Here is a 13,316-nt window from a genome sequence, read left to right as displayed (position 1 = left end):
ATTGTAATAAAAAAGGCGGCCCGAAGGCCGCCTCTTTTGTCATCAGGAAAGATGGGCTGCGCATCAGTTGCGTGAGTGCAGGCCTTTCTTCTCCAGCTGACGATAGATGATGGTCTGCTGGATGATGGAGATGACGTTGCTCACCAGCCAGTACAGAGTCAGACCTGCCGGGAACCAGAGGAACATGAAGGTGAAGATGATCGGCATGAACTGCATCACCTTCTGCTGCATCGGGTCCGTGATGGTGGTCGGGCTCATCTTCTGCAGATACCACATGGAGGCACCCATGAGGATTGGCAGTACGAAGAAGGGGTCCTTCACCGACAGGTCGGTGATCCACAGGGCGAACGGCGCGTGACGCAGCTCGACAGACTCCATCAGTGCCCAGTAGAGGGCGATGAAGATGGGCATCTGTACCAGGATGGGCAGGCAGCCGCCCAGCGGGTTGACCTTCTCCTTCTTGTACAGCTCCATCATGCCCTGGGACATCTTCTGGCGATCGTCACCGAAGCGTTCCTTGAGCGCAGCCAGCTTGGGCTGGAGCATGCGCATCTTGGCCATGGAGGTGTACTGGGCCTTGGTCAGCGGGAACATGATGCCGCGCACCAGCAGGGTCAGCATGATGATGGCCAGACCCCAGTTCTGGACGAAACCGTGGAACACGGTCAGCAGCCAGTGCAGCGGTTGGGCGATGAACCAGAGCCAGCCGTAGTCGACGGTCAGATCCAGGTGGTTTGCCACCTTGGCCATCTGATCCTGCAGCTTGGGACCGATCCACAGCTTGCCGCTCACTTCGGCCTGCTGGCCGGCAGCGACGTCAACCAGCGGCGCCTTGTAGCCGATGATGGCCTGGTCCTTGCCCGGGATCACGCGGCTGTAGAAGCTGTTGGTGTCGTTGGCATTCGGGGCCCAGGCGGAGACGAAGTAGTGCTGCAGCATGGCGACCCAACCACCCTGGGTGGTCTTGTTCAGGTCGGCATCCTTCATCTCGTCGAAGGTGTACTTCTTGTAGCGGGAGTCTTCGCTGGAGAAGGCTCCACCACGGTAGGCACTGGCCACCATGGCATGACCTTCCTGATCCTTCGGCGTGGTCATGGTCTGCTTCAGCTGACCGTAGAACTGTACCTGGACCGGCTCGGCAGACTTGTTGTCGATCTTGTAGTCGACGCCCACGGCGTAATCACCGCGCTTGAGCACGAACTCCTTGGTGAAGACCACACCCTTGCTGTCGGTCCAGGTCATCGGAACGACGACTTGATCCTGACCATCGGCCAGCTGATAGCTGGTCTGGGCGGCTTCATAGGTGGGACGACCCTGGGCCTGGCTGTCCGGACCATTGCGACCGACCAGACCGCTCTGGGCCACATAGAGGTGGGCAGGCTGGCTGGTCAGCAGGGTGAACGGCTGTTCCTTCCCTTCTTCCAGCTTGTGGGCCAGCAGTTCGGCAGAGACGATGTCACCGCCCTGGGTGTCCAGGGTCAATTTGAGCACGTCGGAGGAGACGGTGATCAGCTTGCGCGCGGCGTTACCATTTGCTTGCTCGGAAACCTGAGGAATATCACCGGTCTGACCGGCTTCAGGTACGAAATGTTCGGTTTGGGCCACGGTAGTCGGGGCCGGCTTCGGAGCCTTGTCGGACTCCCACTGTTGCCAGAGCAAGAAGCTCACGAACAGCAAACCGATCAGGAGTAAATTGCGTTGTGATTCCATAGTCTTCAGTTTCTTCGCTTTGGTTGCGGAACCGGGTCATAACCACCCTCGGATAAGGGATGGCATTTTAATAGACGTTTGCTGGCTAACCAAACGCCTTTTATGAAACCGTGAAGTCGGATTGCTTCTATCGCAAATTGGGAACAAGTCGGGGTGAAACGGCAGCGCGGCCCGAGCAGGGGACTAATGATTAGCTGATACAGGCGTATCAGTTTGATTGCTACCCATTGCAACGGCGTGACAGAGTGCGCCATAGCTTTTCCAGTAACTTGAACAGCGCTTCGTTGTCCATCTCCTTCACGCCACCCTTGGCGATCACGACGATGTCGATAGCGGGCAGATTGGCTTGATTGAGGCGAAAACTTTCCCGAACCACTCGTTTTACACGGTTGCGCCAGACGGCACGCTTGAGCGCCTTTTTGGGCACGGCGAGGCCAAGACGGGGGTGTTCGAGGGAGTTGGGGCAAGCAAGAAGCGTAATTTGCGGAGAAGCGGCCCGGACAGGCTCGGCGAAAACGCGTTTGAAGTGTTCGGGAGTTAACAGACGTAACTCCCGAGAGAAGGTGTGCTGGGTAGGCATTAGACTACCAGGCGGGCACGACCCTTGGCACGACGAGCGGCCAGAACTTTGCGGCCGTTGGCAGTAGCCATGCGAGCGCGGAAACCGTGAGAGCGCTTGCGCTTCAGGTTGGACGGTTGAAAAGTACGTTTCATGATTCGATTCCGTATTTCTGTACAGTTTTGATTGTCACACTTAGCCGACGCGCCAGCTATAGCGTGTGACGACTAGCAAAAGAGGCCGAATTCTAAACAGAGTTCAGCTTCTCGTCAATCCGCCGTTCCTTTCCATCTCGCCCCGTTCGTCGACCGAGCGGGATAAATCTGGCAGGATCCGGAGGATCAAGGGCCCCGAATTATACTGGCAACCCGGGGTTAAACAAGGATCCCTCAAGAAAAAAGGCGGCCAGGCCGCCAAAGAGAGAGCTATTTAAGTACTTTGCGCAGGAACTCCCGGGTACGGGGATCCTGCGGATCGACCAATATCTGATCCGGCGGGCCCTGCTCCACGATCCGGCCTCCTTCCATGAAGATCACCCGATCGGCGACATCACGGGCAAACTCGATCTCGTGGGTCACCACCACCATGGTCTGGTGCTGGCGGGCGAGCTGCTTCATCAGGCCCAGCACCTCGTCGACCCACTCGGGATCGAGGGCGGAGGTGGGCTCGTCAAACAGGATCACCTTGGAGTGGGCCGCCATGGCCCGGCCGATGCCGACGCGCTGTTGCTGGCCGCCGGAGAGGGAGGCCGGGTAGGCATCCTGTTTCTCGGCGAGGCCGATGTCCTTGAGGATGCCCAGGGCAGTGGCACGAGCCTCCGCCTTCGGCTGTTTCCAGACGGTGATCAGCCCCTCGGCGATGTTGTCCAGCGCCGTCTTGTTGGCGAACAGGGCGTAGTTCTGGAACACGAAAGAGGCGCGTTTGCGCAGTTCGATGGCCTGCTGGTCGCTGGCCTTGGCCAGATCCACGGCGAGGTCATCGATGACGAGCCGCCCTGCATCCGGGGTTTCCAGCAGGTTGAGGCAGCGCAGCAGAGTCGACTTGCCGGTACCGGAGGGGCCGATGATGACGACAATCTCCCCCTTCTTTACCTCAAGATCGATGCCGTTGAGCACCTGATTTCCGTCATAGGCCTTGGAGAGACCCGTTAGGTTGATCATGACAGGCCTCCTTTAATAAGCACGGTTCAGCCGCACTTCCAGCAGATGCTGCAAGCGGGTGAAGAAGATGACCACCACCCAGTAGATCAGCGCCACCGCCATGAAGCTCTCGAAGAACTTGAAGGAGGAGGCCGCTTCCATCTGGGCCTTGCCCATGATCTCCGCCACTCCCAGGGTAAACGCCAGGGAAGTGCTCTTGATCATGTCGATGAAGTAGTTCATCAGCGATGGTGTCGCGATGCGGGCCGCCTGGGGCAGGATGATCCGCTGCATCGCCTGCAGCCGACTCATGCCGATGCTGAGGGCGGCTTCCATCTGGCTCTTGTGGATGCCGAGAATGGCTGCCCGGATCGACTCGGCCATGTAGGCGGCGAAGTGCAGGGTCAGGCCGATGATGGCGGCGGTAAAGGCATCCATCCCCACGAAGATGGGGAAGAGCTGCGGCAGCCCGTAATAGAGCAGGAACAGCTGGACGAGCAGCGGTGTACCCCGGAAGAACGAGATATACAGCATCGCCAGCCAGTGAAGTGCGGGAACGCGAAACACCCGTACTATCGCCAGGATCAGCGACAGTACGAGTGCCAATACGAATCCCCACAGGGCCATTTCCATCGTGGTGCCCAGGTATTTGAGCAGGATGGGAAACAGCCCTAGCGTGTACTCGAGGTCAAATTCCATCATTTATTTGCTGGTGATGTCCGCTGCGAACCATTTTTCGGAGATTTTGGTCAGGGTGCCGTCTTTGCGCATGGCGGTGAGGGCATCGTCAACCTTCTTCAGCACGGCCTGCTTTTCCGGGGTCTTCAGGAAGGGCAGGGCGTTCTCGATGGTTTCGAACGGTGCACCAGCCTGTTGCAGCGGCAGCTTGGATTCCTTGATCAGCTGGGCGGTGGAGACGCGGTCCATCACGAAGGCGTCGATGCGGCCCAGGGCGACATCCTGCTCGAAGGCGGAGTCATAGGTGCGGATGTCGATCTTCTTGTTGGGGTCGTTCTTGCGCAGCAGCTCTTCGAAGTTGGAGCCCAGGTTGACGGCGACCTTCTTGCCTTCCAGATCCTTGATGCCGTGGATGGTGTTGTTGCCCTTGCGGACCACGATCTGGGCACCGTCATAGACATAGGGCTGGGAGAAGGCGTACTTGGCCTTGCGCTCGTCGGTGATGGTGATCTGGTTGGAGATGGTGTCAACGCGGCCGGTTTCCAGCATGCCGAACAGGCCGGAGAAGCTGGCGGTCACGAACTCGACCTTGTAGCCGGTGCGCTCACCGATCTGGTTCCACATGTCCACCTCGAAGCCCTGCAGCTTGTCCTGCTTGACGAAGGTGAACGGGAAATATTTGCCGGACATGCCGACCTTGATGGTTTCCTGGGCGATGGCCTGGCCGGACAGGCTGGCCAGCAGAATGGCGGCGCCGGAAATCAGTTTGATGGTGGATTTCATGGGGATTCCTCTCTCTGTAGTGCTGTATTTTTAGTTGTAATCACGGGTTGGCGCTGATGTTATTGGAATAAAATATAAAAAATAAATGATATTTGGTTATATAAAATAACTATGGTTGCAGCGCGCCATTCTGTCCACATTGCCGATATCCGGCTGTGGGTAACTTTGGGGATGAAATGGGATCCTGGGGCGTTGGATCCTTGAAAGTCAAGGATCTTATTTGCTGGATCCGTGCGGCAGCAACTGGAGATCCGGCCACTAAAAACGTAGAATAGCCGGTCTTTACTTAATCAATTGACGGGAGTCTAGAGTGACTGCTTCGCTATGGCAGCAGTGCCTTAACCGGCTGCAAGATGAGTTGCCCTCGGCAGAATTCAGCATGTGGATCCGGCCGCTTCAAGCGGAGTTGAGTGACAATACTCTGACCCTGTATGCACCGAACCGCTTTGTTCTGGACTGGGTACGCGACAAGTACCTGCTCCGGGTCAACGGCATCATCAACGAGCTGTGCGGAGCCGACGCTCCCACCCTGCGTTTTGATATCGGCAATCGCCCTCATCCCGTCGCGGTCGCCAGGGCGCCGGCCCGTGGTGTCGATCCTGTGAATAACTCTCCCAAGAGCTGGGAAAACAAGGCCGAAAACAAGCCCGAGCCAAACCACAAGAGCAACACCAACGTGAACTATACCTTCGAGAATTTCGTCGAGGGTAAGTCCAACCAGCTGGCCCGTGCGGCCGCCCGTCAGGTGGCCGACAATCCGGGTGGTGCCTACAACCCGCTGTTCCTCTATGGCGGAACCGGCCTGGGCAAGACCCACCTGCTGCACGCCGTTGGCAATGCCATCAAGGATCGCAAGAAAGACGCCAAAGTCATCTACATGCACTCCGAACGGTTCGTGCAGGACATGGTGAAGGCGCTGCAGAATAACGCCATTGAAGAGTTCAAGCGTTATTACCGTAGCGTCGATGCCCTGCTCATCGATGACATCCAGTTCTTCGCCAACAAGGAGCGCTCCCAGGAGGAGTTCTTCCACACCTTCAATGCCCTGCTTGAAGGCAACCAGCAGATCATTCTGACCTCGGACCGCTATCCGAAAGAGATCAACGGGGTGGAAGATCGTCTCAAGTCCCGCTTCGGCTGGGGACTCACGGTGGCGATCGAGCCGCCCGAGCTGGAGACCCGGGTTGCCATCCTGATGCGCAAGGCGGACGAGAACCAGATCCATCTGCCGGACGAAGTGGCCTTTTTCATCGCCAAACGGCTTCGCTCCAACGTCCGTGAACTGGAAGGTGCCCTCAACCGGGTGATCGCCAACGCCAACTTCACCGGCCGCGCCATCAACATCGACTTCGTGCGCGAGGCGCTGCGCGATCTCCTGGCCTTGCAGGAGAAGCTGGTCACCATCGACAACATCCAGAAGACGGTGGCGGAGTATTACAAGATCAAGCTGGCGGATCTGCTCTCCAAGCGTCGCTCCCGCTCCGTTGCCCGCCCGCGCCAGCTGGCGATGGCGCTGGCCAAGGAGTTGACCAACCACAGTTTGCCTGAGATAGGGGATGCCTTTGGTGGCCGTGACCACACCACGGTTCTTCATGCCTGCCGCAAGATCGAGCAGCTGAAGGAAGAGAGTCACGACATCAAGGAAGACTATTCCAACCTGATCCGTACCCTTTCTTCCTGATAACGGAACGGAGTGCACAGATGCAGATTGCATGTTCCAGCCTGATCCTAATCCTTTCCTCCCAATAACAACGGAGAGCACAGATGCAGCTCGAAATTAGCCGTGAGGCCCTGTTACGTCCCCTGCAACTGGTGTCCGGTGCCCTGGGTGGCCGGCCGACCCTGCCCATCCTCGGCAACGTCCTGCTCGATGTCAGCAATGGCCTGCTGTCGCTGACCGGGACCGATCTCGAGGTGGAGATGATCGGACAGGTCTATCTCAACAGCGACAGCCAGGATGGCCGCACCACAGTGCCGGCGCGCAAGCTGCTGGACATCTGTCGCGGTCTGCCGGAGGGGGCGGAGATCCGCCTCAGCACCGAGGGAGAGCGCCTCATCATCCGTTCCGGTCGCTCCCGCTTCAACCTGTCGACCCTGCCGGCGACCGAATACCCGAACATCGAGGATTGGGAATCCGTGCTCGAGTTCGACATCAGCCAGCTGGAGCTGAAAAAACTCATCGACGCGACCCAGTTCTCCATGGCGAGCCAGGACGTGCGCTACTACCTGAACGGCATGCTGTTCGAGAGCGAAGGACACGGCCTGCGTACCGTGGCGACGGACGGTCACCGGCTGGCCACCTGCCGCCGCGAGGTGGTGGGGGAATCGTTGCCCGATCATCAGGTCATCCTGCCGCGCAAAGGGGTGCTGGAGCTGGTGCGCCTGCTGGAAGCAGAAGACAAGCCGGTACGGCTGCAAGTGGGCCGCAGCAACCTGCGCGCCGCCCTGGATGGCTTTATCTTCACCTCCAAGCTGGTGGATGGCCGTTTCCCGGACTGGCGCCGCGTCATCCCCCGGGGGAGTGATAAGGCCCTGATCGCCGGTCGCGAGGATCTGCGCCAGGCCTTTGCTCGTGCCGCCATCCTCTCCAACGAGAAATTCCGTGGGGTGCGTCTCAATCTGCAGGAAAACCTGCTGCGCATCACCGCCAACAACCCGGAACAGGAAGAAGCCGAAGAGCTGCTTGACGTACAATACGCCGCTGGCGAGATGGAGATCGGCTTCAACGTCTCCTATGTGCTGGACGTGTTGAATACGTTAAAATGTGACCAAATCCGGATCAGCCTGAGCGATTCCATCAGCAGCGCCATTATTGAGGATTTTGAGAACCAAGATGCCCAGTACGTGGTGATGCCGATGCGGATCTAGTCGTGTCCCTGGTCAAACTCCAGCTCAGCGACTTTCGCAATATTCAGCACGCCAGTCTCGCGCTGTCTCCCGGCCTCAATATCCTGGTCGGGAGCAACGGCAGCGGCAAGACCAGCGTGCTGGAAGCCATTCATTACCTTGGTCTCGGCCGCTCGTTTCGTACCCATTTGACCGGGCGGGTCATCCGCCAGGGCGAGCGGGCCTTTACCCTGTTTGCCCAGTGCGAGCTGGAGGGGCGTCAGGTGCCCATCGGGCTTGCCAAGGACAAGGGGGGCGAAACTCAGCTCAAGATCGCCGGTGCCCAGGCCCAGCGCCTGGCCGATCTGGCGGAGCTGTTGCCGGTACAGTTGATCCACCCCGATGGTTTCAGCCTGCTGACCGGTGGGCCCCAGGCTCGCCGGGCCTGGCTCGACTGGGGTGTTTTCCATCAGGAGCCGACCTTCTTCTCCCTCTGGGGGCGGGTGCGTCGGCTGTTGAAGCAGCGCAATGCCTTGTTGCGCCAGAGCACCCAGTATCGTCAACTGGCGTTCTGGGATCAGGAGCTGGTGCGACTGGGCGGCGAGCTGGCGGGTTTTCGCGCCAGTTATTGTCAGGCCATTACCCCCCTGATCAAGGAGATGACGGCAGATTTTCTGCCGGAGTTCGATATCAGTCTTGGATTCTATCGAGGCTGGGAAAAAGACACTCCCCTCGATGCATTGCTGGAGGCGGGGTTCGAACGGGATCGTTCGCTGGGGTACACTGGGGTCGGTCCGCAGAAGGCGGACGTGCGGCTCAAGGCGAACGGCGTGCCCGCGCAGGATATTTTGTCCAGGGGTCAGCTGAAGTTGCTGGTCTGTGCCATGCGGCTGGCCCAAGGGCTCTATTTGAATCAACATAGCAGCCGCGGCTGTATTTTTTTAATTGATGATTTTGCCTCTGAACTGGATGTCGACAAACGTCGTCTGCTGGCCGCAAGGCTGAAGCAGTGCGCGTCCCAGGTGTTCATCACCGCCATCGATACCGGTCAGCTCGCAGACATGATGGATGCGAGTGACTGCAAGCTGTTCCACGTGGAACAAGGCAAGATCTCCGAAACGTTAGAGAAGGCAGAGAGTAAGCTATGAGTGAAAATACTTACGACTCCTCGAATATCAAGGTGCTCAAGGGCCTGGATGCGGTCCGCAAGCGCCCGGGGATGTATATCGGCGATACGGACGATGGATCGGGCCTGCACCACATGGTGTTCGAGGTCGTCGACAACTCCATCGACGAGGCTCTGGCTGGCTACTGCTCCGATATCCAGGTCAAGATCCATTCCGACGGCTCCGTCTCCGTGCGCGACAACGGTCGCGGCATTCCGGTGGACATCCACCCGGAAGAGGGCCGCTCCGCCGCCGAAGTCATCATGACCGTGCTGCACGCCGGCGGCAAATTCGATGACAACTCCTACAAGGTGTCCGGCGGTCTGCACGGTGTGGGCGTTTCCGTGGTGAACGCGCTTTCCGACAAGCTGCTGCTGACCATCCGCCGCAACGGTCATGTCTACGAGCAGACCTATCACCTGGGCGAGCCGCAGGCACCCCTCAAGCAGATTGGTGACAGCACCGGCACCGGGACCGAAGTCCGCTTCTGGCCGAGCCCGACCATCTTCAGTGACACCCTGTTCCACTACGAGATCCTGGCCAAGCGTCTGCGCGAGCTCTCCTTCCTCAACTCCGGCGTCTCCATCCGTCTGATGGACGAGCGTGATGGCCGCGAGGCGCACTTCTGCTACGAAGGGGGCATCAAGGCCTTCGTCGAGTACCTGAACCAGAACAAGACCCCGATCCACCCCAAGGTGTTCCACTTCACCACAGAGCAGGACGGAATCGGTGTCGAAGTCGCCATGCAGTGGAACGACGCCTATCAGGAAGGGGTCTACTGCTTCACCAACAACATTCCGCAGCGGGATGGTGGTACCCACCTGGTGGGCTTCCGTACCGCGCTGACCCGGACGCTGAACAACTACATGGACAAGGAGGACTACAGCAAGAAGGCCAAGTCCGCCGCCAGTGGTGACGACGTCCGTGAAGGTCTGATTGCCGTTATCTCCGTCAAGGTACCGGATCCCAAGTTCTCCTCCCAGACCAAGGACAAGCTGGTCTCTTCCGAAGTGAAGACCGCCGTGGAACAGGCGATGGGTGAGAAGCTGGCCGACTTCCTGCTGGAAAACCCGGGCGACGCCAAAATCGTGGTCAACAAGATCATCGATGCGGCCCGTGCCCGTGAAGCGGCCCGCAAGGCCCGCGAACTGACCCGCCGCAAGGGCGCGCTGGATATCGCCGGTCTGCCCGGCAAGCTGGCGGACTGTCAGGAGAAAGACCCGGCGCTCTCCGAACTCTACATCGTGGAAGGGGACTCTGCTGGCGGTTCCGCCAAGCAGGGTCGCAACCGGAAGAACCAGGCCATCCTGCCCCTCAAGGGCAAGATCCTGAACGTGGAGAAGGCCCGTTTCGACAAGATGATCTCCTCCCAGGAGGTGGGCACCCTGATCACCGCCCTGGGCTGTGGCATCGGTCGCGACGAGTACAACCCGGACAAGCTGCGCTATCACAACATCATCATCATGACGGATGCGGACGTCGATGGTGCGCACATCCGTACCCTGCTGCTGACCTTCTTCTATCGTCAGATGCCGGAAATCATCGAGCGTGGCTATGTCTTCATCGCCCAGCCGCCGCTCTACAAGGTGAAGAAGGGCAAGCAGGAGCAGTACCTGAAAGACGAAGACGCATTGTTGCAGTACCAGACCGCCATGGCGCTGGACGGTGCGACCCTGCACGTCAACGAGTCTGCCCCGGCCATCGGTGGCGAGGCGCTGGAGCGTCTGGTCAACCAGCATCGCGCCGTGACTCACCTCATCACCCGCATGTCCCGCCGCGCGCCGGAAGCCGTGCTGACCCAGCTGATCTATCAGCCTGAGTTGAACGAAGCCCTGCTGGCCAGCGAGAGCGATCTGCAGGCCTGGTGCCAGAGCATGGAAGCCGTGCTCAACGAGAGCAACCACGGCATCCAGTACCAGATGCAGGTACGCCGCGACGAGGAGCGCAGCCTGTTCGTGCCCCACGCCGTGGTACGCCAGCACGGGGTTGATCGCGAATACCCGCTCAGCTATGACTTCCTGCAATCCTCCGAGTACCGTCAGCTGGTCTCCCTGGGCAAGGAGATCGCCAACCTGATCGAGGAAGGCGGTTACATCAAGCGTGGCGAGAAGGTGAAGCCGGTCGCCAGCTTCGTTGAAGCGGTCGAGTGGCTGATGGGCGAAGGCAAGCGTGGCATCTACATCCAGCGCTATAAAGGGCTGGGCGAGATGAACCCGGAGCAGCTGTGGGAAACCACCATGGATCCGGAAGCCCGTCGCATGCTGCGTGTCACCATCGACGACGCAGTCGGCGCCGACCAGCTCTTCTCCACCCTGATGGGTGACGCCGTAGAGCCCCGTCGCGACTTCATCGAGACCAACGCCCTGCGGGTTGCCAACCTCGACGTCTAACAGACGGTCCGACAACCATCAAAAGCCGCTCCTCGTGAGCGGCTTTTTGTTTTCTGGGGCAAGGAAAAGGGCGCGTTCCACGTGAAACATGAGGGACCTAGACTCTGTCACCGCGAAAGGTGCGGCGCCACTCCCGCGGCGACACTCCGAAGCGGGCGCGAAAGTGCTTGCGCAATATGGTGGCAGATCCGAGCCCCACCAGTTCGGCGATGCGTTCCACGGTGTGGGCGCTGGACTCCAGCAGCGTCTGGCTGCGGCGCAGACGCTCCGCCATCAGCCACTCCCCGAGGGAGAGACCGGTGGCGAGCTGGAAGCGGCGGCTAAAGGTGCGTCGGCTCATCATGCAATGTTCCGCCAGGCTGTCCAGGGTGTGGGGCGCGGCCAGGTGCAGGCGCAGGTGATCGAACAGCTGGTTGATCCTGGCATCCCGGGTGGTGGCGGGTACCGGCTGCTCGATGAACTGGGCCTGGCCACCCTCCCGGTGGGGAGGCACCACCAGCCGCCTGGCCAGCTTGTTGGCAATCTGGCTGCCGTGATGCTGGCGAACCAGATAGAGGCAGCAGTCCAGGCTGGCGGCGGTGCCAGCCGAGGTGATGAGCCCGTCGTCGTCGACGTAGAGGGCATTGGTATCGAGCCGCACCCGGGGGAAGCGCTGGACGAACTCCTGCTCAAATTCCCAGTGGGTGGCGGCACCGCGCCCGTCCAGCAGGCCGGCATAGGCCAGCACATAGGTACCGAGACAGAGCCCCACGATCTGGGCTCCCCTGATCCGGGCGGCAACCAGGGCATCGAGCAAGGGTTGGGCGGGGCGCTCGGCCGGATCGCGCCAGAAGGGGATGATGATGATATCCGCCTCCAGCAGACCCTCCAGGCCATAGTCGGCCTCCATGCGAAAGCCCTGGGAGGAGGCGGGTTGCCGCGTGTCATCCCCGGCGCAGAGTCTCAGCTCGAACAACGACTGGCCCGGCATCATCTTGTCGCCAAAGATGAGGCAGGGCACCGAGCAGTGAAAGGGGCTGAAGCGATCGAAGGTGATGACGGCGACGATGAGGGGACGGGGCATGGTGGCAAACTCCTTTGCACTCGGATCCCCATCATACGGGGCAGTAACAGAAAGCCGAAGAGCCATGTGGTGCCCGGCCCCTCGCTCAGAGCACCATGGTGTCGCCATCCTCGGGCACCCTTACCCGGGCGGCCATCCCCTGGCTGTCCAGGTAGTCGCGCAGCTCCCGCCGGGACAGCAGGGCATGATTGACCGCCTCCATGTGGCTGGCGATCAGGGTGGCCTGCGGGGCGGCCTGATAGACGGCGGCCACATCCTCCTTGCCCATGATGATGGCGCCCAGACCCGTCACCTGGGCATCACCGCAGTTGAGGACGACAACCTCGGGTTGGTGCCGGTGCAGCGCTTGTTCAACCTGGGCATTCCAGACGGTGTCGCCGGCCAGATAGAGGGTCTTTTCGGCGGGATGGGAGAAGACCACTCCACTGACCTCGCCAAGGCGATCCCCCAGCAGGGCCATGATGGTATCGCTGCCGTGTCGGCCTTCCGTCTGTTGCAGGCGGATGCCGGCGAACTCGCCGACCTCGCCCAGCAGGCGCACATCCTCGAAGCCGCATCCCCTCATGGTGTCGGCATCTTTTTGATGCTGCACGAACAGGGGAAGGTGCTTGGGGATCTTCGCTTTCGCGACATCGTCCCAGTGATCCAGATGGTCATGGGTGACGATCACCGCATCCACCTCCAGCAGGGTCGCCATGGGCAGCGGCAGCTCGACCAGGGGGTTGCGAAGATGGCTGTTGGCCATGCCTTCGAAGCCGGGGTAGCTCCCCTTGGGGGCCAGCATGGGGTCGATGAGGAAGCGGGTTCCTGCGTAGTGGATGAGCAGGGTGGCGTTGCGAACCTGGGTAATCTTCATGGCGTGCTCCGGTTTCTCGTTGGGGACACGGCCAGTATGGAGGGATGAGGGACGGATCATGAGTGGCCCGCAGGCCTATTATCGATCTAATCGGGCCATTTTTGATGGCCTGCATTTCTTTTGTTTTTACCCCTTGAAAGCCAAAT

13 protein-coding genes are annotated in these 13,316 nt (G+C 59.9%); 4 read left to right on the top strand and 9 right to left on the bottom strand.

Features of this window, described 5'->3' with window-relative positions:
• Positions 1–63: 63 nt before the first annotated feature.
• The 7 genes from yidC to AB5Y68_RS14625 all read right to left on the bottom strand — a co-directional run bounded on the left by yidC (position 64) and on the right by AB5Y68_RS14625 (position 4,869).
• Positions 64–1,710: a membrane protein insertase YidC gene (yidC, locus tag AB5Y68_RS14655; protein WP_010672279.1), complete on the bottom strand. Its 1,647-nt coding sequence runs from the start codon at positions 1,708–1,710 to the stop codon at positions 64–66.
• A 5-nt stretch (positions 1,711–1,715) separates the two neighbouring features.
• Positions 1,716–1,964, bottom strand: a complete 249-nt coding sequence (yidD, locus tag AB5Y68_RS14650) for a membrane protein insertion efficiency factor YidD (protein WP_010672280.1) — start codon at positions 1,962–1,964, stop codon at positions 1,716–1,718.
• The gene (gene rnpA / locus AB5Y68_RS14645; protein ID WP_010672281.1) at positions 1,931–2,290 is read right to left on the bottom strand and encodes a ribonuclease P protein component; all 360 of its coding nucleotides are present in this window, start codon (positions 2,288–2,290) and stop codon (positions 1,931–1,933) included. The genes yidD and rnpA overlap by 34 nt, the downstream gene beginning before the upstream one ends.
• On the bottom strand, positions 2,290–2,424 hold the full coding sequence (rpmH, locus tag AB5Y68_RS14640; RefSeq protein ID WP_005307156.1) for a 50S ribosomal protein L34: 135 nt from the start codon (positions 2,422–2,424) through the stop codon (positions 2,290–2,292). The genes rnpA and rpmH overlap by 1 nt, the downstream gene beginning before the upstream one ends.
• Before the next feature lie 270 nt (positions 2,425–2,694).
• Entirely contained in the window at positions 2,695–3,429 is a 735-nt protein-coding gene (locus tag AB5Y68_RS14635) for an amino acid ABC transporter ATP-binding protein (protein WP_010672282.1), read from the bottom strand.
• A 12-nt stretch (positions 3,430–3,441) separates the two neighbouring features.
• Positions 3,442–4,110: an amino acid ABC transporter permease gene (locus AB5Y68_RS14630; RefSeq protein ID WP_010672283.1), complete on the bottom strand. Its 669-nt coding sequence runs from the start codon at positions 4,108–4,110 to the stop codon at positions 3,442–3,444.
• A complete protein-coding gene (locus AB5Y68_RS14625) occupies positions 4,111–4,869 on the bottom strand; it encodes an amino acid ABC transporter substrate-binding protein (RefSeq protein WP_039040644.1) in 759 nt (252 codons plus the stop codon).
• 310 nt (positions 4,870–5,179) lie between these two features.
• Here AB5Y68_RS14625 and dnaA point away from each other — a divergent pair, with 310 nt between their 5' ends.
• From dnaA to gyrB, 4 genes are all read left to right on the top strand, one after another.
• Positions 5,180–6,550 carry a chromosomal replication initiator protein DnaA gene (gene dnaA, locus AB5Y68_RS14620; protein WP_039040645.1) on the top strand — a complete coding sequence of 457 codons (1,371 nt, stop codon included), beginning with the start codon at positions 5,180–5,182 and terminating at the stop codon, positions 6,548–6,550.
• 83 nt (positions 6,551–6,633) lie between these two features.
• A complete protein-coding gene (gene dnaN, locus AB5Y68_RS14615) occupies positions 6,634–7,737 on the top strand; it encodes a DNA polymerase III subunit beta (protein ID WP_039040646.1) in 1,104 nt (367 codons plus the stop codon).
• A gap of 2 nt (positions 7,738–7,739) precedes the next feature.
• Positions 7,740–8,843 carry a DNA replication/repair protein RecF gene (recF, locus tag AB5Y68_RS14610; RefSeq protein ID WP_010672287.1) on the top strand — a complete coding sequence of 368 codons (1,104 nt, stop codon included), beginning with the start codon at positions 7,740–7,742 and terminating at the stop codon, positions 8,841–8,843.
• Positions 8,840–11,251 (top strand): DNA topoisomerase (ATP-hydrolyzing) subunit B, encoded by a 2,412-nt coding sequence (gene gyrB, locus AB5Y68_RS14605; protein WP_039040647.1) that lies wholly within the window; start codon positions 8,840–8,842, stop codon positions 11,249–11,251. The genes recF and gyrB overlap by 4 nt, the downstream gene beginning before the upstream one ends.
• A 97-nt stretch (positions 11,252–11,348) precedes the next feature.
• On the opposite strand, the gene AB5Y68_RS14600 is transcribed toward gyrB, so the two are convergent.
• On the bottom strand, positions 11,349–12,314 hold the full coding sequence (locus AB5Y68_RS14600; protein ID WP_039040648.1) for a GlxA family transcriptional regulator: 966 nt from the start codon (positions 12,312–12,314) through the stop codon (positions 11,349–11,351).
• A gap of 85 nt (positions 12,315–12,399) precedes the next feature.
• A complete protein-coding gene (locus tag AB5Y68_RS14595) occupies positions 12,400–13,170 on the bottom strand; it encodes an MBL fold metallo-hydrolase (RefSeq protein WP_039040649.1) in 771 nt (256 codons plus the stop codon).
• Between the last annotated feature and the right edge of the window lie 146 nt (positions 13,171–13,316).

Origin of the sequence: Aeromonas sp. R6-1 (assembly GCF_040908165.1) — a bacterium.
Classification (GTDB): Bacteria; Pseudomonadota; Gammaproteobacteria; order Enterobacterales; family Aeromonadaceae; genus Aeromonas; species Aeromonas caviae.
The sequence above is the reverse complement of the archived record's forward strand: the minus strand, read 5'-3'. Positions and strand labels throughout refer to the sequence as shown.